At 56.4% G+C, this 17,651-nt stretch carries 15 protein-coding genes; 7 read left to right on the top strand and 8 right to left on the bottom strand.

The window, feature by feature from the left end; all coding sequences use genetic code 11:
• Positions 1-913: 913 nt before the first annotated feature.
• From HNQ71_RS22160 to HNQ71_RS22175, 4 genes are all read right to left on the bottom strand, one after another.
• On the bottom strand, positions 914-1,837 hold the full coding sequence (locus HNQ71_RS22160) for an HNH endonuclease (protein WP_184874754.1): 924 nt from the start codon (positions 1,835-1,837) through the stop codon (positions 914-916).
• A 104-nt stretch (positions 1,838-1,941) separates the two neighbouring features.
• Positions 1,942-3,477 (bottom strand): hypothetical protein, encoded by a 1,536-nt coding sequence (locus HNQ71_RS22165; RefSeq protein ID WP_184874755.1) that lies wholly within the window; start codon positions 3,475-3,477, stop codon positions 1,942-1,944.
• The gene (locus HNQ71_RS22170; RefSeq protein WP_246461788.1) at positions 3,474-4,373 is read right to left on the bottom strand and encodes a PGN_0703 family putative restriction endonuclease; all 900 of its coding nucleotides are present in this window, start codon (positions 4,371-4,373) and stop codon (positions 3,474-3,476) included. Before HNQ71_RS22170 ends, HNQ71_RS22165 begins: the two co-directional genes overlap by 4 nt.
• Before the next feature lie 9 nt (positions 4,374-4,382).
• Complete coding sequence (locus HNQ71_RS22175; protein WP_246461789.1) at positions 4,383-6,092, bottom strand: RecQ family ATP-dependent DNA helicase; 1,710 nt, start codon at positions 6,090-6,092, stop codon at positions 4,383-4,385.
• A gap of 128 nt (positions 6,093-6,220) precedes the next feature.
• Between HNQ71_RS22175 and HNQ71_RS22180 the strand changes: the two genes are divergently transcribed.
• Together HNQ71_RS22180 and HNQ71_RS22185 are read left to right on the top strand one after the other, a co-directional pair.
• The gene (locus HNQ71_RS22180) at positions 6,221-7,264 is read left to right on the top strand and encodes an HNH endonuclease (RefSeq protein ID WP_210333991.1); all 1,044 of its coding nucleotides are present in this window, start codon (positions 6,221-6,223) and stop codon (positions 7,262-7,264) included.
• Positions 7,265-7,619: 355 nt separating this feature from the next.
• Complete coding sequence (locus tag HNQ71_RS22185; RefSeq protein WP_184874756.1) at positions 7,620-8,192, top strand: hypothetical protein; 573 nt, start codon at positions 7,620-7,622, stop codon at positions 8,190-8,192.
• Between the two features lie 69 nt (positions 8,193-8,261).
• On the opposite strand, the gene HNQ71_RS22190 is transcribed toward HNQ71_RS22185, so the two are convergent.
• Positions 8,262-8,786 carry a PDDEXK-like family protein gene (locus tag HNQ71_RS22190; protein ID WP_184874757.1) on the bottom strand — a complete coding sequence of 175 codons (525 nt, stop codon included), beginning with the start codon at positions 8,784-8,786 and terminating at the stop codon, positions 8,262-8,264.
• Between the two features lie 118 nt (positions 8,787-8,904).
• Between HNQ71_RS22190 and HNQ71_RS22195 the strand changes: the two genes are divergently transcribed.
• From HNQ71_RS22195 to HNQ71_RS22205, 3 genes are all read left to right on the top strand, one after another.
• On the top strand, positions 8,905-9,588 hold the full coding sequence (locus tag HNQ71_RS22195) for a DUF2726 domain-containing protein (RefSeq protein ID WP_184874758.1): 684 nt from the start codon (positions 8,905-8,907) through the stop codon (positions 9,586-9,588).
• Between the two features lie 321 nt (positions 9,589-9,909).
• Positions 9,910-10,791, top strand: coding sequence for a hypothetical protein (locus HNQ71_RS22200; RefSeq protein ID WP_184874759.1), 882 nt, complete (start codon positions 9,910-9,912; stop codon positions 10,789-10,791).
• A gap of 547 nt (positions 10,792-11,338) precedes the next feature.
• Positions 11,339-12,064: a hypothetical protein gene (locus HNQ71_RS22205; protein WP_184874760.1), complete on the top strand. Its 726-nt coding sequence runs from the start codon at positions 11,339-11,341 to the stop codon at positions 12,062-12,064.
• Between the two features lie 37 nt (positions 12,065-12,101).
• Here HNQ71_RS22205 and HNQ71_RS22210 read toward each other — a convergent pair whose 3' ends face one another.
• Entirely contained in the window at positions 12,102-12,443 is a 342-nt protein-coding gene (locus HNQ71_RS22210) for a hypothetical protein (protein ID WP_184874761.1), read from the bottom strand.
• A 1,203-nt stretch (positions 12,444-13,646) separates the two neighbouring features.
• Here HNQ71_RS22210 and HNQ71_RS22215 point away from each other — a divergent pair.
• Together HNQ71_RS22215 and HNQ71_RS22220 are read left to right on the top strand one after the other, a co-directional pair.
• The gene (locus HNQ71_RS22215; RefSeq protein ID WP_184874762.1) at positions 13,647-14,093 is read left to right on the top strand and encodes a TIR domain-containing protein; all 447 of its coding nucleotides are present in this window, start codon (positions 13,647-13,649) and stop codon (positions 14,091-14,093) included.
• A gap of 3 nt (positions 14,094-14,096) precedes the next feature.
• On the top strand, positions 14,097-15,536 hold the full coding sequence (locus HNQ71_RS22220) for an SIR2 family protein (RefSeq protein ID WP_184874763.1): 1,440 nt from the start codon (positions 14,097-14,099) through the stop codon (positions 15,534-15,536).
• Between the two features lie 5 nt (positions 15,537-15,541).
• Here HNQ71_RS22220 and HNQ71_RS22225 read toward each other — a convergent pair whose 3' ends face one another.
• The gene (locus HNQ71_RS22225; protein ID WP_184874764.1) at positions 15,542-16,510 is read right to left on the bottom strand and encodes a site-specific integrase; all 969 of its coding nucleotides are present in this window, start codon (positions 16,508-16,510) and stop codon (positions 15,542-15,544) included.
• Entirely contained in the window at positions 16,497-17,573 is a 1,077-nt protein-coding gene (locus HNQ71_RS22230) for a hypothetical protein (RefSeq protein WP_184874765.1), read from the bottom strand. Before HNQ71_RS22230 ends, HNQ71_RS22225 begins: the two co-directional genes overlap by 14 nt.
• Positions 17,574-17,651 lie beyond the last annotated feature (78 nt).

Genomic DNA, 17,651 nt, shown 5'->3' on the forward strand with positions numbered 1-17,651 from the left:
CGGGTCGGGTTGGACCGTCAAAAGCGCATTCGAAAGGGTTTAAAAGCCCATGGAGACGTTTCGACGTCGGGATGAAGATCGTGGCGTCCGGCAGACAAAGAGGGCGTCTTTGGCTTTGGCTTGTTCGGCGGACTTCCCCCTTGCGACGGTCGTCCTGAATAATCACTGTACGGGTGGTGTCGGAACAGCGGAAGCCCATGAGAACAAACGTGCGTCCAACGAAACCCACAAAGCGGCAGAGAACTCGTTGTGGTCTGTGTGGCAAACGCCGCCTGACCACGGAGGAGCATGTCGTTCCAAAGAACCTTTACGCACCCACGAGGAGACGGGGCAAAACCCACTGGATTGTCATCGCGGCGTGTTCGGAATGTAACAACGGAACCACGGATGACGACGTCCATCTCAGGTTCGTCCTCGCTCTCGCCGGGCAGTCAAATCAGGCGGTGAAAGAACTTTGGGAAACGAAGATCACCGGCAGCCTTAGGCGACGCGATGGGTTGAGGCGCGCTCAGGATGTATATGCCATCATGAGGCCCGTCTCAGGCTCGACCGATCATATGATCTATCCAGCTAACGATCCGCGCGTTCTAAAAAGCGTGCGAAAGATCGTTCGGGGCTTAGCTAGACACCACGGCTTACCTTGGCCGGTCCATGACGCTCAGGTCATCGCGGACGTGTTGCGAGGGCCAGAACTCTTAGACGTAGTGTCGGACGGCTTTTCTTATGGTCATGTCCAATCCGATATCTTCGAGTACCACTACCTTCCTGTGGTCGGGGAAGAAGGTTTGCATTCCGTGTGGTTTATTCACTTCTTCGAACGGACGACCTTTAGAGCTGTCGTGTTCCAAACGGTAGAGGATTGTCAGCGTGCCTGGGCAACGGCGCTTGATGCCGCCCCAATCCGCCAGCACTCCTAGCCTAAGTATCGGCCCTCATTGTGCCATCGAAGGGCGGCAGCGTCCGGTTGCGCAGCTTGGCTCGCAGGCAGCGTAATCTCTGAACCGTGTAGTTCGTAGTAATGCCGCCCGTTCTCGAACTCTTCCCGGATACGGCGGCTGACCTCGAAACGGTGATCAGATGTGACCGTTACATAACCTTGGTCAAAGAGGCTGTGGATGTCGCGGCGCATGAGGATGCCATTGCTTGGGGAATGCTCCCCGCCATCCGCGTATGGCCGTATATGGGCGGCTTCTAAGGCCGGGAGGGTGCGCTCCTTCGTGATCGCGCAGCGCCTGCCATATAGGTCCGTTACGACCAGTCGAAAGGCCCCCTGACCGAGACGCGGACGGATCAACGTCGGTTGCCCGTAACGTGCCTGCTCCTCCGCAAGGAAATGTGGATCAACCAAATGGGTCATAGCGGCCTGTGCGGCCTCCCATAGCGCTTTCCCTTCTGGTTCCGCAGTATCATAGCCACGGAGGCTGACGATGTTCGGTGACCACGATGCGGGCGGAGAGAACCACTGACTTTCTGGGAGAAAGAAAGGCTGTGTGAGGATGCGGCATCCTATTTCTATCGGGCCTGCCGTCGCCGGATCGACTTTGCGGTAGCGCAAGATGCGAGACCGCATCTCTGTAAGGCTGAGGACGCCGTTCGCGTTCCCGAATGCTTCCCATGCAAGCGACAGGGGCATGATGGTCGCGGAGGCAAAGACACCGCCGCCAACAATCATGTTGATTGGGGCGTGGAGCTTGAACAAGAACAACTCGCCAGGTTGCAATGCTCGGAAGGCTTTTGGAGATGGCGACCAAAAGTTGACCTCGGCAAGATCGGGTAGGCGACACAGCTGGGTGAACCAGTCGCCATCTGTCACCGCCACCACGATCTTGATGCCCATTTGCCGCCCTTTTCGCCTCCGAACGCCATGCCGCCTATTAAAAAAAATCCGACGCGTTTCGAGAATGATGGGGGCCGCCAGGGATACTCGCCGAATTCATGCCATTATCCCCAAACAATCAAGTACTGGGCACCGACGTGTCTCGCACAGCTACGCGCATAACTCTCTAAAGTGTCGCTGCCAGCACCTTCTAGAAATCCTTGCTTTGTCGTTGTCGCCTGCAAGACGTGCTGTCCCGCCTGATCTCGTATCATGGTCATCTCCGTGACCGAGCAATACATGAGTTCGGCGCTACCTAGACGGAGTGATTGAGCTACAATTCCAGTCATTGGCTCGCCAATGAGGTCTTCAGAGCGTTCCGTCAGATCATCGAGTTTTAGTGTGAAGAGGGTGCCGATTTCATCTACCAGGGCGACACAGCGGGCGACGTGTGCATCAGCCATTTCGATATCAGAAATACAGAATTCGATGTCTGACATTCCAACCCGGTCGATCACGCTCAACATTCGATTTACCGCGCGCAATAAGACTCGAAGCCAATCAGCAAAGGCTTGGTTAGCATTCGTGTTGGCGAAGATTTCAACTCCAAAAAGCTTCGTCCCGTCGTGGGCGTATAAGTCAAAGCAGAATTGATCCGAGAAAAGTATGTCAAGCGCTCGTGCAACCTCCTTCCACCATGACAGCGATTTCACCTCCGAGTTAAGGTCGGCAACAGTAAAATTGAGAGTACCAGCAAGGTTGATATCGAGGGTGACGGGATGCAAAGCCACAAGGAACCGCGAAGCAGACTTGACAGGTGGAATTATCAAATGGCCTTCCCTCACTACAGGCACTCCGTTGCGGGTGTACCGAAGGAAAATCTTGCACTTGGGTCCCCCTGTTGGCTTGAATGACATTATGCCAGGACCCGAAAATTGCGGCCCAAATGGCCTCTGAAAGCCAAATCTCTCCTCAATAGTCGAGAACGAAGTGACATGCAGGGGTGCCAACCCCAGGAAGCCGTCAATCAGTTCCTTCCCGTCTTTTCCCTGAATGGTGACTTTGATTTGAACAGGACTATCTGAATAGCCTGCAGTTTCAATTTGCTTGCGCTTCGCCTCTGCATAATCGCCGCCCGCAGCGTAGGCTTGGGATAACTCCTGAACACGTGCGAAAAATGCATGCGGCTCCATGGGCACATCATACCAGTCAGTTCCTTCTGTGAAGGTCACCTTCTGGCTTCTTATCGGCTTTCCCTTGGTGCTCTCCGCAGTCAATCTCTTCAATACTTGGTTGAGCGGCCCATCCCCAAGATGTATCAAAAATGCTTTCTCAACAGAGAGGTCAGAGCGAAATTTCATCACAAATATGAAAGAGGGTTCGGCAGTTTTTGCCAGACGCTCCATTGATAGCAAGTGGGCAGAAAAACTCTTCCTATCTGCCCACATCGATTTCACTTGAAAGTTGTATGCCGGCAGAGCCGGTCTTTTGTCTGGATAGGTTTTTGTGTCCAGATATTTATTAGGGAACTCGACCCGATAGTCCCAACCGGTTCGGTCTCGCATCGATTTGTTCACGACGAGACCAAATGGAGTGCAGAGCGACGGGAAGAGGCCTTCGCCGTGCTCCCCGAGTTCGTCGGAATTCAGTTGCCTGGTCATGGGTGATTGAACATGCCTTCAGCCGTCTCAATTTTCTGTGTCACCCAGACGGCCAGGGCCTCCCACAGCCCTGGGTGCCTCGAGACAGAACGCGCGATGGAAATTATCGACTGATAGGATAGCGGCACTACCGTTGAAATTCCGCTCCTGGAAGGTTGGCCCAGCCCCCCCGTCCGAACTTTTTTTGCGGTCGGAAAATCCATGCCGTCTGCGAAAGCCGCAACCGCAATGGCTGGCTTGCCGTGGGTCCTTTCGAGACGGTGAGCTACCACCGCGTTTCGCATCCATTGAAAATCGTCCAGCACGAAAGGACACGGGATCAAATCCTCGGTGGCATCGATGCCAAAAATTTCGGGGATGCTCTCCCAATATCGGATACCCTTAGCGGTCAATGCACAGCGGGCGACCCTGTCATTGACTGCGTTCCTCTGCACAACATAGCTACCATTGCACTGTCGAATACCCCGATTTGCCCCGGCAGCGAGTGGTTTGGTTTGGCTGCAACGACCACCGGGTTCTGTGAACTTGGCTTCGATTACAATGATGGAGCGCTCCCCAAACGCTATTGCATCAACTTGCGTCGCGCTCACTTCGCCCAATAATTCCTTGGGAGCGGACCACTCTAATTCCACGGACCAAGCACCACTGTCGGGAAGGCCGCATGTTCGGGCGATTGCGCCTAATATTTCGTCGCGGTCTACGCTCATCTTGATTGTCCCGAAGACGTCGATTGCCAGCGCCTGTGAGGAGTGGGGCTTGTCCGTTTGGGCGCGATTGCCGCGGTTTCTGTCGCGGTGCCATGGGAACGAATGCCAATCTGATATCGCGCCGTGGCTTGCCGGAAACAGGTTGGCCTTGATGCCTGAGATTTCCCTGTCCGACATCATGTCCGGCATCCAACTGACCTAGCCCCCGACAATTCTGGCTACATAGCCGTATTTGCCTCGCTTCTTGATTTCTTCCGCATTGCAGCAATCGCAGCAAGCCGTCAGCCGCACCTTTTTGACCCGCCCGGCGAACACCCATTCGAGTATGCGTTCCGAAACGGGTGGCCTTCTCATGGCTTTGTCACCCTCAAAATAGCTTGTGATAGAGCGACGGAAGCAGGAGGCAGAGCGAAGCATGTCCGCAACTTGATCGATCTGACGACAGCGTTGTTCGAGCATTGCTTCGCGGTCCCCTTGATCAAGACCGGACCCTTCTACTGTCTTCTCAGCCATGAATTTTAGTCGATTGGCATCACGGCTCGATCTCTGACCGTCGTGGAAAATCGCCGATACTGAAGGCTTGCCATCCCGACCAGCTCGCCCAAATTCCTGCAGCAAGTCTTCTACCGAAGCCGACTGTTGCCAATGGATGACCAGGCGAACGTTCGGAATGTCGAGGCCCATGCCGAATGCGTTGGTGCAAATTATCTGTTCGACCGCCGGTTTGCTCTGACCAACGAAGCGTTTTACCAGTTCTTGGCGGTCCCATGCCGTGCCAAGTCGAGAGTGATAGAGGGGGATTTCGATCCCCATCCCGGCAAGGGCAATTTGTAGCTCTTCGCCGACCCGAACCGATGGCACAAAGATCATTGCATTCTGGCCCCTGAGTTGTGGAAGCCGCAACAGCGCTGCGATTTCCTCACCCCGCTGGTCAGGCGGACACCTCAATCTCAGGAAAGCGATGTTTGGCCGATCAACATCGCGGACGAAGACCGTTGCGTCGGGAATTCCTAGCGATGCCAGAATACGCTGCTGCATCTCGCGTCCTGCGGTTGCCGTGAATGCAAGAACTGGCGGGGACCCCAGCTTCTCGCGGACCTCACGCAAGCGCCCATACTCTGGCCGAAAGTCCCGGCCCCACTGGTCTATGCAGTGCGCTTCGTCCACAACCAGAAATGTGGGTACACTCCGTTTCAGTCGCTCACGCTCATCCTGGTTGCGGACAAAGAACCGCTCCGGCGCAATGTAAAGCAGCTTTACGGCGTTGCGCGCCAACAGCGAAAAACGTGCCTGTTTCTCCTCGCCGCTGAGGTCGCTGTTGATGAACGTGGCGGGGACTTTCTTTTTGAGTAGATCGGAAACTTGCTCCGACATGAGCGTCTTTAGCGGGGAAACGACTATCGACAGCCCACGCCGGAGAACGGCTGGGAGTTGGAAGCAAAGCGTTTTGCCCGATCCCGTCGGGCTGACGACCAGCACCGAGTTTCCGGCTAACGCGGCCAAAACGATAGGCAACTGCCCGCTCCGAAAACGCTGCAAGCCAAACAGCCGAAGCGCCGGGCCAAAGTTGCCGCTCGCTTCCGAGATTGCACCCTCTCGGTCAAGCCAGCGCGCAATTGCAACAGCCCATCGTTCCAACGCGCGACGGGCCAATCCTCCAGCAAGATTTGGATGATGGCTGGCGTGACATCCGTCGCAGAGCGTGACTAGGTTCGATAGTTCATCTGAGCCGCCCATAGATCGCGGGAGCAGGTGATGGACATCTGCCTCGCGCGATTTGAGTTCGCAACCACATGATACGCATCGATAGCCGTCGCGCTCGAGCACTTGACGGCGTACACCGACCCAATGATCCGACGCGATGTTCAGCCGCTCCCCCCGCTCTTCCATTGAAGAATAGCGGACCAACGGTTGTTCGCCAACTCCACCGTCCAGCTGACATATCTTGAAACTGACAGCAAACCCGGTCACGTTTCTCAGCGCCGAGCCAGTGTCACTGCCATACAGTTTTGCTCGGCAAATCTTAGGGGGAGCACATGAGCCTGTCTGATCTGACCCGTTCAGCCGTTGAGTTGGCCATAGCCGAGTACGACCAGATCGGTCCCGAGCGCTTTTTGGAAAAGTATGGCTTCGGCAAGGCCCGCAAGTACTTTCTGGTCGTTGGAGATCGTGAATATCACTCAAAAGCCATTGCTGGAGCGGCTCATGGCTATATTCCCGGGCAACCTATGCCACTGCGCTCAATCGATTTCTCAGGTGGTGAAAACACTGTTGCGCACGTGCTGGGCAATCTCGGCTTTGTCGTGCGCTCCACAGAAGCAAAGCCGCGCAATCCGACTTGGTCCCGTGATGAGCTGATCCTGGCGCTCGATTTCTATATGGAGAACCCTGCCTCTCCACCGGGCAAGACCAGCAGCAAGATCGCCAAGCTGTCGGAAGAGCTAAACAAGCTGGCCGCGATCCTCGGTGTTTCGGGCGACGGCCAATTCCGCAACCCGAATGGCGTCTATATGAAGGTCATGAACTTTCGCCGCTTTGATCCTGCATTCGCTGCCGTAGGCAATTCCGGCCTGAGCCATGGTGGGCGACAGGAAGAGCTGGTCTGGAATGAGTTTTCGCAATCTTCCGGGCGACTGCACGCCGTCGCGTCCGCTATTCGGGCTGCCATCGTAGCGGGAACCCTAAGTGAAGCCCAAACGGAACTAGGTTACATGGCGGAAGCCGAAGAAGGCCGCCTGCTAACTGTCCTGCACCAACGAAGAGAGCGCAACAGAAAGCTGGTAGAAGCACGAAAGCAAAAAGCGCTCGATGAGACGAACGAGCTTCGTTGCGAAGCATGCGACCTTTCCTTTGGAGACCGATATGGCCCCCATGGTGATGGCTTCATCGAGGTACATCACGTCCGTCCGCTGCATACTCTACGTGAGGGCGATAAAACAGCCTTGAGCGATCTCGCATTAGTCTGCGCAAATTGTCATCGGATGATCCATCGCCGCCAGCCTTGGCTTTCGGTTAAACAAGTCAGGGCGCTGGTAAACGAGATGGCGACGGCAGCGCGCCCTCAACTCCGGTCAGTATGATTTGCGGTCAGCCGCCTCAGCGGTTGCAGGACGACCGGGGCCATTGCCCATGCATCATCATGGTGGATTATGGGTCGGCCTAATTGACGATTGAATAGAACCATCCCCACATCGCCATAGACCACATCAAGGGAACCCGATGCGCGAAAGAAATCGAAAATTGATCAACTCAAACGGTGACCGCGAACTTTGGCAGTCAGAAATCCAACAACCGGATGGCCAATGGGTAACTCTCTACCGTGGCAAAGAGTTTTTGCACGTGCAGGGCGTCAGGAAACAAACGCCAGATGACGCGGCATTCTACAGTAAGGCAGAAGCCCACGCTTGGCTGCTACAGAGCTAGCGGTAGCGGACCATGTTAAATGCTAGCGAGGTCCTGAACGAGTTGATCGAGCAAAACCCGAGCCGACTTGATGCACTGCCCCGCGAACATGGCATCTACGCGTTACGCGACCACTTCGGGGATATACGCTACATTGGCATCACTAAAGGCGACAAGAACGGCTTCCACGGACGCATTTTCAGCCGCCATGTGACCGGGTCGGAAGGGCGAAGTCACAAGTTTTCCCACGCCTACAACACGGGGCGAATGTGGCGAAGTAAACGGGACCAGAGCTCCGATGCAGTTGAGGCAAAGCGACTTCGAACAGAATTCGTGCGCCGCTATTGCCGCGCATCCTACGTAGTCGTGCCAACCAATTTGTGGAGCGATCTCTCTCGATTGGAACTTGCCGTTCAAGCCATTGTGCCGGGTGACATGTTCGCTTGGGGGAGCAAAAGGGTCTTCGACCCTTTGCTAGAACCGAAGGAATTGGTGGACGCGCTACTCAACGAACTGTGCTTCACGCCGCACCAGCGAGCCGCTATCGGACGGCAGGCAGCACTATGCGCCGCGCTAAAGCAATCAGCCCTTTCGACACGGGTCTGAAGCAAGGGGTGCGCCTTATCTGCGCAGGCCAGAGACGGCGCCGACCAGAGACTACGAGCCATTGCGCTGTCATTCAAAGCCTCCAACTTCGAGGAGGCTCGCAGGCGAGCAATCTTTGCGGACTGTCGTCGCCAATTCGAAATTGGCCTTCCATTCTGAAAACAGTTCAGGGACTTGATCGACACGAAAATAGCGTTCCGCAGCCGTCTTACTGGTGGCCTTGTCACGTCTCGCCAACCCCTCGGCTATGGGTCGGGGAATGAGATAGATTGCGCGTGTTGTGACTTGCTCGGCGGGCAGCAGAACAATCGCGAGCCAGTCGAACTGGTCATAGTCGTTGTAGCCGACATACGCGCCAGCACCGCGCTTAAATGTCCGCGACTTCACCGAGACACGTTGCGCTGGCCGATCAAAGGGTTGCGCGATCACATCGTAGCCGGGCCAATTGTCGGGAACTTTTAAGGCGGGGATGCCAGCTAAGGTGAGTTCTGCGGCAACAATCATTTCACAAGCGTCCCCCATTTGCTTGGTCGTATATCGTCTCGGCGCAGCCGTTCCGATGCTGGTTGAAGCGCCATCCAGAGGGTTTAGCATTTCAAGAAACTCCTGTTTGCCTGTGGCCCAGCGCAAGCGGAGCCGCGCGGGCCATCGCCTATCGCTCACCTCATTACTGCTATAGTCTCGATCTGGCGCCAATGGGGTTCTTACTTGCATGTCTCCCGAAGTTAGTGAGCAACTGCAGCAAATCTCTCCACTTTTTGGCATTCTGTTGGCAGGTGTTTTCTTGGGCATGGCCTTCGAGCGTTTTTTATCAATGAAGCGAAGGCAGGCATGGAAGGCCAAAAACCGTTGGCGGTGGGCGATAGATAACCGTCGAGGTGGGAGCGACGACATCCTTGGCGGCCTGTGGTCCGTCCCTAAGCCTGTTCCAGCGCCGCCGAAAATAACTGATCCCGCAGATCAGCTGCGGATTGTGATGGCAGCACAATTCACCATTCAGCCGCTCCTCAACAAGAGCGAGGTCCGTGTCTTCAAGGAGCTTGATCGTATGGTGATCAACTGCAATCCGGGATGGCAGGTGATGGCCCAAGTGTCGCTGGGCGAAATTCTCCGCAGTCCGGACGCGGATGCCTACAGCTGCATCAACTCGAAGCGAGTGGACTTGCTGCTGGTCGATGAAAACTGTCGGCCGCGCCATGTGCTCGAATACCAAGGCTATGCGCATCACCAAGGAACGGCTGCGGCACGTGATGCCGTCAAAAAGGAAGCCCTTCGACGGGCTGGGATCAGTTATCATGAGATCGTCGGCGGTCACACGACACCTTCCGAACTCAAGCGCCTAGTCGAAAGACTTGTGCGTGGCCCGTTGCCGCCTGCAAGCGAACCAACCGCCTAAGGCGATCTGTGAAATTGATTTCACACCAGAGCTGCCTTGGCGAGCAGACTGCCTAGGCTAGCATTTCGGGGGCTGTAGCTGCCCAACGTCGCGCGAAAGACAAATTCTGACCACTGGTTCCAGCTACTCACCACGGTGCCTATGAAAGCATCGCGACACGCCTCAAAATCCGCCAATCACCGGACCGCCTGACCGCGCAGACGGTGAACGCCTGCACAAGAAGCCTATCGCAGTGAAGTGGACCTAAGCGTAGGGCACTAGATGTTACCTCAAGTTCCTTGGTAGAACTGCCCTTGCAGACGCCAAAGAGTTGGGGGGCACATGCTCAAATATGTCAAAGGTGAGAACATCTTGCTGAGAGCCCATCCAGATTTTGGGGAGAAATGGGTGCAGGCAAGGATTGCAGACGATCCATCTATTCTTGGTTTAGGGAACCTTGTCCTCCGAGACCAAGAACGCAGGCAACCGGGGGCGGGAAGGTTGGACTTGCTCCTGCAGGACCCTGATACCCTTAGGCGTTACGAGCTTGAGTTGCAGCTTGGCGCCACTGACGAAACCCACATCATCCGCACCATTGAGTATTGGGATATCGAGAGGAGACGGTATCCACAATATGAGCATTGCGCCGTCATTGTTGCCGAAGACATAACGTCCCGATTTTTGAGCGTGCTTGCGCTCTTCAATGGCACAGTCCCCCTGATAGCGATCAAGATGCAGGCAGTCAGGATCGGGGACGACATCTTGCTGGTGTTCACCACAGTGCTCAACGAGCTGAAGCGCGGCTTGATAGACGAGGACGAAGACGCCGCAGCAGTTCCTGCCGACCGCGCTTATTGGGAGAACGAGCGCGGATCGAAGGAGACCGTCGCCATGGCGGACGAAATTTTGAAGATCGTTCACGAGTTCCAGCCTGATTTGCAGCTGAAATACAACAAGTTCTACATTGGTCTTGCTGCGAACGACCGGGCCAACAACTTCATCTATATGAAGCCCAGGAAGAGAGGCAATCTCCAGCTCGGGATAAGACTTCCCCCGTCCAGCGAGGTCGAGAAGCAGATCGAGGAAACAGGTATCGACGCCATGGGATTTGATCCCGGCGACGCGGGTACTTTTCGGCTACGGCTGAACAAGGGCGATGTGAAGAAGCATCACGATTTGCTGCGATCCCTGCTAGAACAGGCTCACGAATTTCGGAACGGATAGGATCGTAACAGGAATTGTTCCGAATTTGGTTGCAACTCGGGGGGACAATCAAATGAGGCTCTGGAATAGAGAGCGCCCTATCAAAGCTGCCGTAAGCTGGTGTGTCGCTCTATTTATAGGCTTTGAGCTATTCTTGGTATTGGGCGGCAGGTGGATACTGATCGGTCAGAACCGCTGGCAGGGCGGAAATGCTCAGTTCTTCACCAGCCCAACCGGCCAACCTACCCTTGAAATTCCGGCGACAGAAAATTGGCCGGTGCTCTCGTGCAAATACTGGACGGGGCGAAGTGTCCAATATCTTGAATTTGAAGGCCGGTATCGGGCAATTCCCCACGAATGCCCAGTTATCGCCACCGCCCAATGACTGTCAAAGGGAGCCCAGCTACCACATTGATGGAGGTGCGAGTTGGAGGCACTTAGATCGTACAAGTCCGTCACAGCGGAACGTTCGTAAGGTGTTTTCTAGGCTCCGATATGAAAGGTGTATCGGAGGTCAGCACCGGGATGTCATGTTATCGTCGCAGAAATTATCCACGGCGAACGCCCTATGACCGATGCGGAAGAAATCCCTTCGACGTTGCTAGATTACCTTCGCCTGGCGCGTCTATCGAGTGACATGGCTGCAAGCCTGAGCGCGGCACAGCTCAAGAATGCCTACGATGTTCAACGCGGGCCTTTCCGCCAGCAGCCATATTTCGTTTCCCACGCCGGTAAGGGCCGAACTCAGGGTGCGTCCAACCGTGAGGAAGAGTGGCTGGCGAGACGGCTCTACAAGCAAGGGACCATGCGCCTTCCTGACGGGAAGCTGCTACAGCTCATTGACTATCAATTCCCCCTTAAGGCGGTACGTTCCGATGCAGGAATTGGAAAGATCGATCTCGTCGGAATTTGCGACGGGGACTTCGGGCTGGTCGAGTTGAAGGTTGGGCGCAGCAATGAGAACCCGGTCATTGCACTTCTGGAATTGCTTGCCTACGCAGCTGTTGTTCGCGACAACCTTGAAACCATCAGCGCTGAGGCGATGGCGACCGGACGATGCACACACGCCCTTGCTACCACCCGCAATTTCATAGTCGCCCCACTGCAGTTTTGGGCTAAGTGGGCGGTCGGTCCCCGCGCTTCTAGGTGGGTCCAATTCTGCGATATTCAACGTGAACTGAGCCGACATCTCAGGATCGACTATCTTGTCTTGCACCCCGACCCTGCACAGGCAAATGATACAGAGCGGTTTGAATGCCACCGGCTCTCAGAAGCCCTCCCTTCGGCTGGCTAATAGGGGATGGCTCTTGCCGTTTTGCTGAATTGGACCATCACGACCGGGCGGATCGCCAAGCAGCCGAGAACCCACGATCCAATACGTACATATCCAAGTCGGCATCGTGAAAATACCATCCGCCTGGATCGGGCACTGCACCCTTGTGATGAATGGCCATGGTCACGTTAGCAAGAGTGGAGGCGAGAAAGTTCTCGGCGTCCGATCCATTGATTTGCATAGCTCGGTCGAGCAGTTCAGAACGTGGCACGACCATCCTCGACGCTAGGTAGTCAACGAGTGGAGCTGCCTTCGAGAAGGGGAACACAAGGCCAGGTTTGCCGAGCCTTGCAATCGCATCTCTGACGTCCGTGCTCCAATCAAGCAGCTTTGCCGCCATCGCCCTCTCCACCGGCTTACCGCCGCCCTTATTCCATCACTTCGGTCGAGCACGTGCGGACCGCGCTTCCAGCTTGGTGGTCAGCGCCTTGCAGCATTCACGCTCGCCGACGCCATCCTGGCTCCAACATAGATGATTGTCGCTTGCTCATGATCGAAGCAGGAGTTTTCTTGCCAAATCGACTACGCGGTTTCGCTCGGACGTGGCCCAGCCCTGAGGATGGCGCGTCTCGATGGCGACCGCCCCTTCGGACGTGGCAGTTAGCCTAGTGTGGCCGTCGCGAAACCTAAGCGCCCGACCTTTGTAACCAAGGTCTTCCAGCAATGAAGCAATCGTTGCCCCGCAATACCCGGAAGTTGCGAAGAGGATGACGCGGGGGGCGAGTGATGAAATCTCCTCTTTCAACGCCTGCAAGTGAGGCTCTGCAATAGCGGGCCATCGATACGCTGGCGGCGGCCTTGAACCGCCTACCTCGTCCATCTTGCAAATGTTTGTCCAAGCGATGCGACGGCGAGACGGATCGATGAGATCGACCATTTGCCAGAAGGATGACTTATTTCTCTTTTCGACCATCCACTTCGTAGACGCGGCACCGCTCGTAGTCTGATTGGCGTTTGAACCTACGAGCGTGCCTAGCGGCCCCGCGCTCTTTCCGACGTACAGCAATGCCAAGTTGCTTGTGGGATCATATTCAGGGCCGACGCCGGTCGCAAACACTCCGGGCGATGCCCAGCCTTGCTTAACTGCCACGCGATTGCATTCCGTAAGCTGCTTCCAAGTTGCGTCGCTGATAGGCAACCTCCTTGACATGACAATCCCCCGGCTTTCCGCTACGTCCACAAGCTTACCCTAATATGAGCGCTCCACGTGAGAGGCAGTCAAGTGGACTTGTCGCCCTCAAAGCAGGAAGGTCGTAGCATTGCGACTGACCATGTCGCCGTTTCAAACTATTGACAAATCGGGGGCTGTAGCTGCCGGGCCAAGGACAAATTCTGACCCGCCGCCCAGCTACTGACCACGAGATCAATCACAGCTTCGCAAAAGGCTTCCAAAATCCGCCACTTAGGCGCTTTCCGACACCCGATTATGGCTCTCGATAATTGAAGTTATCCCGGTTGAAAACCTTGGGGAAGACGAACCGGCAGGGTTGTACAAGACAATGATTGCAAGCAAAATTATACGTTCGCAAGACAGGGGTAGAAAATGGCGAGACGGGTCTTTTTTAGTTTTCACTACCAACGCGACGTTTGGCGTGTAAATCAAATACGAAACATCGGCGAAGTAGTTGGCAGCGCCGCTGCTGGCTTCCACGACGCGTCGCTCTGGGAGGAAGCAAAAAAGAAGGGGGACGCCGTTATCCAGCGAATGATCGACAATGCACTGGAGAACACCAGCGTCACCGTCATCTGCATCGGCGGCGCAACCGCAGGCCGCAAGTTCATCAACTATGAAATCAGGCAGTCCCTTGCACGACGCAACGGCATACTAGGCGTTCACATCCACGGCTTGAAGGACCGCCACGGACTGACCGATGTGCGCGGCACGGTACCGCCACTTCTGGCGAGTGCGGGGGCGCTTGTTTACGACTATCGAGATCACGCAAGTCTTGGCGCTTGGATCGAGCAGGCAGCTCGCGCTGCTGGCCGATAGAGGATGGCCGCCAGCGCCAAGAGGAGGCTCCTAAGAGAGTTTCCCTCTGCACTCATCGACGATGCGGGCTGTGTCTTCATCGGCGCAGGCGTCTCTATGGGTGCAGGCTACCCCTCTTGGGCAACACTGTTGCGTGAAATTGGGGATGAGCTGGGGGTGCGTTCTACAGACGTGCATGATCTTTCGGCGCTTGCTCAATGGAGTATCCAAGAGAGCGGCGGCGCAACACGGGTTCGTTCCGTGATTAAGGAGCAAATTGGCGTTGACCATCCGGTCCCATCAGTTTTGGAAACTATTGCGCGTCTACCCACGCGGCATATTTGGACAACAAATTACGATAGGCTTATCGAGCGAGCATTCGCATCAATCCGGCGTCCCCTGGACGTCGTTTCTGCTGCCAGTGACTTAGCACTCAGGATTACGCCGGGCGCAACACGCCTCTACAAGATGCACGGCTCGATTGACCGTCTGGACGATGTAGTTATTTCGACAGACGACTACGAACTCTTCCGAAAGCGTCGTGGCGCGTTCCTGCCGCTTCTACAGGCTCACCTGACGAGCATGTCGATGCTTTTCGTTGGTTTGAGCCTAACAGACCCTAACATCCGTCACGTGCTGTCGTTAATGCGGGAGAGCTTCACAGAAGCCCCACCCGAGCATTTCGCGATTGTGAGGCCGCCACAAAGAGAAGACTTCGATACCGAGGCGGAACACGCCGCACGGCTCGCGCAACACAAGCTTTGGGCCAAGGACCTGAGGCGATACGGATTAGTGGCGGTCGAAATCGACAGCTATGACGAAGTGCCAGATTTGCTCCAAGAAATTGAACGTGAGGTGGCCGCCCACCGAGTATGGGTCAGCGGAAGCTGGCCGCTAGATGACGCTGGCACAGAGGCAGCGCGCTCATACGAGACTGCGAGCAGGATCGGGCGTGAAATCGCGAAGCTAGGGCGGACGCTGGTCAGCGGGTCCGGTTTTCTTGTGGGACCGGCATCAATCGCAGGTTTTCTAGATCAGATGAGAGAAGCGGGAACTTGGGATGTTGAGAGACGGCTGATCGCGAGGCCGTTTCCTCAACCGTTCGGCAAGGGAAAGGCCGACAAGGACCAGTGGACCAGTTTGAGACAGGAACTTTCTCGCCTATCCGGTGTCGTGGTCTTTGTAGGAGGTCAAAAGCCGGGCGGCGTAGCAGATGGTGTTCTGGAAGAAGCTAAGCTTGCCGAAAACGCGGGATGCTTCTTGCTCCCCGTCGGAGCCACCGGAGGCGCGGCTGCTCAAATTTCAGCAGGGCTTCTTGGCTCAACACTTGTCGCAAAGGGTGCAAATGCTATTCGGCCCACTGATCAAGAGCTTGCCGCACTTTCGGAGCCGACAGCCAGCCCGAAAGAGCTGGCGCGCATCGTCAGTGAAATCCTTAAACGCGTCGGGCCAATTAAGGGGTAATTCCTTTAAATCAGTCGAGCCGCTGCGCTGTCCTCGAACAAATCGACGGTACGCAGGTAGGGCGCAAGACCGGCCTCGCTGCGGTGCCCCGTCACCTGCCTGATCTTATAGCTTGTCGCGCCTGCCATCGCTGCGGAGGTCGCAAAGCCGCTGCGTAGGGAGTGAGCGGAGAAGATGGCAGGATCGTAGCCGGCTGCACCGACACGAAGCTTAACCACATCGCTCACGGCCTCCCCGGATATGCGCTCGGGAAGAGTGTGGCCGTGCTTGTCCATGCCAAGGAAGATCGCGCCGGTCTCGATCCCCGCGACCTTCAGCCAGCGTTTCAGGGCGGCGATAGGACAATGGCGCGTACGTCCGTAGGGCATAGCAATTTCACGTCCTGCCCCCTCTTGATCGGTCTTGCTGCGCTTGATCGTGACCAGAGCGCCTTGGCCCGTGAACACGATGTCTTCCACATCCAACGCAACCAATTCGGAACGACGCAAAGCACAGGCCCAACCCAACAACAGCACGGCGCGGTCCCTAACATCCTTCTTACGGTCTCCGAGCCGGTCGAGGATGGCGAATAGATCATCGCGGAGAAGGGCTTGTGCCTGCCGTTGCTTGACCCCGAGGGTCCGGCGCACACCGCGCAATGTCGCGCGCACCAATTCGCTCTTGGTCGGGTCGTCCGCACTGATCGCACGATGGGCTTTGCTGATCGAAGCCAGCCGCCGCTGAAGCGTCGCCACAACATACGTCTGTGCGCCCTCGGCCAGATACGCCGCGACCGTTTCCGGGGTCGCGGGGAGCTGCCTGCCGGTAGCCTCGAAATGCGCAACGTCCAGCCGGTAGGCCCTCTTGCTCGCATCGGCCAGCGAGGCGGTGACGAGGCGCTGCACATCGTCAGGCAGCGCCGCTGGCAACATGTCGTGGCTCGCCGGGACGCACGGGAGGTTTTCGGTGTCGGTGTGGCGCTCAGCGAACATCATAGCGAACCTCGTCCAGCGTGGGGAGGTCGGCGCGAACCATGTCGAGAAACCCAGCGGGGTCGGCCAAGTTCAAGCCGTGATACCCGCTGTCGGCTAACCGTCTCAGCGTGGCGGCGCATGGCCATTGGACACGCTGCCGAACCAGTCCGCCTTCAACGCGGAAGATCGCGCCATGCAAAATCGCCACACGGCGCTCGGCGCGGACATGCTTACGCAGCCAGCGGGTGCTCGCCCTGTCACGGCGGAGAAACCGTGCGAGCGCCGCCTTACCCTCGTGGCTGAACCCGTCGAGGCAATAAGTAGGCACTCCGTTCCTGGCAATTATGACCGGCGGAAACTCATCATCGGCGACGGGAAGTACCCCGCCAGGACGGGCGCGACTGACGAGTGGCAGCAGAATAGGCAATGCCTCCCGCGTCCGTTTCCAACCCTGCTCGCCCAGCACAACAATGTCGTGGTCGATGCCAGCGGAGCGCATCGCGGCGAACAGTGCCTTGGGATTGGTGGCGGCTCCCGCGACCTGTCCATTCCATCGTGTGCCGGACGCGTGTAGCGCGGCCAGGGAAGCCCCAAGAAGGGCACCACTCCCTTCGACGCGGGAAAGATGCTCCGTGAGAGTTTCGTGCGCAATGTCGCGCCGGAGAGCTTCAACCTCGTGATGATGGGAAATGGCTATCAGCAGATCGTCAACGGCCCGACATTTTTTGGCCTCGCACATGCGGGATACAACCAGACTGGCCACTCTGTGCTCCCCGCCAAAGTCACGACGGAAGTTCTTGCCAGCCGTGGTAGCCATGACCAGCTTAACAGCATCAAGATTGGCGAGGCCGATGTCCTCGAACACTATCCCCGAGAGACGACGCCACAGCTTCGCCGGATCGGCTTTCAGTAGGGTCGCGGCAGCACGGGTGGCTAGATCAATGTCACCCCGGCGGATGCCTTTTTGCAGTGCGCTCATCGCGAGCCACAGCGACACGCTGAGAGGTTCGACGGATGGAGCTTTGTGGTCGGATGCGAGCGCCTGGAACGTCGAGCTACCCGCATCGAAAAGAGGAAAAGACATGTTCCGAACTCCCTGTTTCAAGGGAGGACCACAACCTGTTTCCCACCATCAGGCATGGCAGACTAGAGCCGAGCATGC

Origin of the sequence: Mesorhizobium sangaii (assembly GCF_014207355.1) — a bacterium.
Classification (GTDB): Bacteria; Pseudomonadota; Alphaproteobacteria; order Rhizobiales; family Rhizobiaceae; genus Mesorhizobium; species Mesorhizobium sangaii.

Bases quoted from the DNA above. Each gene is read 5' to 3' on its own strand.
- HNQ71_RS22160 (WP_184874754.1), bottom strand. From the start codon at position 1,837: ATGGGCATCAAGATCGTGGTGGCGGTGACAGATGGCGACTGGTTCACC.
- HNQ71_RS22165 (WP_184874755.1), bottom strand. From the start codon at position 3,477: ATGACCAGGCAACTGAATTCCGACGAACTCGGGGAGCACGGCGAAGGC.
- HNQ71_RS22170 (WP_246461788.1), bottom strand. From the start codon at position 4,373: ATGCCGGACATGATGTCGGACAGGGAAATCTCAGGCATCAAGGCCAAC.
- HNQ71_RS22180 (WP_210333991.1), top strand. From the start codon at position 6,221: ATGAGCCTGTCTGATCTGACCCGTTCAGCCGTTGAGTTGGCCATAGCC.
- HNQ71_RS22185 (WP_184874756.1), top strand. From the start codon at position 7,620: ATGTTAAATGCTAGCGAGGTCCTGAACGAGTTGATCGAGCAAAACCCG.
- HNQ71_RS22190 (WP_184874757.1), bottom strand. From the start codon at position 8,786: ATGCTAAACCCTCTGGATGGCGCTTCAACCAGCATCGGAACGGCTGCG.
- HNQ71_RS22195 (WP_184874758.1), top strand. From the start codon at position 8,905: ATGTCTCCCGAAGTTAGTGAGCAACTGCAGCAAATCTCTCCACTTTTT.
- HNQ71_RS22200 (WP_184874759.1), top strand. From the start codon at position 9,910: ATGCTCAAATATGTCAAAGGTGAGAACATCTTGCTGAGAGCCCATCCA.
- HNQ71_RS22205 (WP_184874760.1), top strand. From the start codon at position 11,339: ATGACCGATGCGGAAGAAATCCCTTCGACGTTGCTAGATTACCTTCGC.
- HNQ71_RS22210 (WP_184874761.1), bottom strand. From the start codon at position 12,443: ATGGCGGCAAAGCTGCTTGATTGGAGCACGGACGTCAGAGATGCGATT.
- HNQ71_RS22215 (WP_184874762.1), top strand. From the start codon at position 13,647: ATGGCGAGACGGGTCTTTTTTAGTTTTCACTACCAACGCGACGTTTGG.
- HNQ71_RS22220 (WP_184874763.1), top strand. From the start codon at position 14,097: ATGGCCGCCAGCGCCAAGAGGAGGCTCCTAAGAGAGTTTCCCTCTGCA.
- HNQ71_RS22225 (WP_184874764.1), bottom strand. From the start codon at position 16,510: ATGATGTTCGCTGAGCGCCACACCGACACCGAAAACCTCCCGTGCGTC.
- HNQ71_RS22230 (WP_184874765.1), bottom strand. From the start codon at position 17,573: ATGTCTTTTCCTCTTTTCGATGCGGGTAGCTCGACGTTCCAGGCGCTC.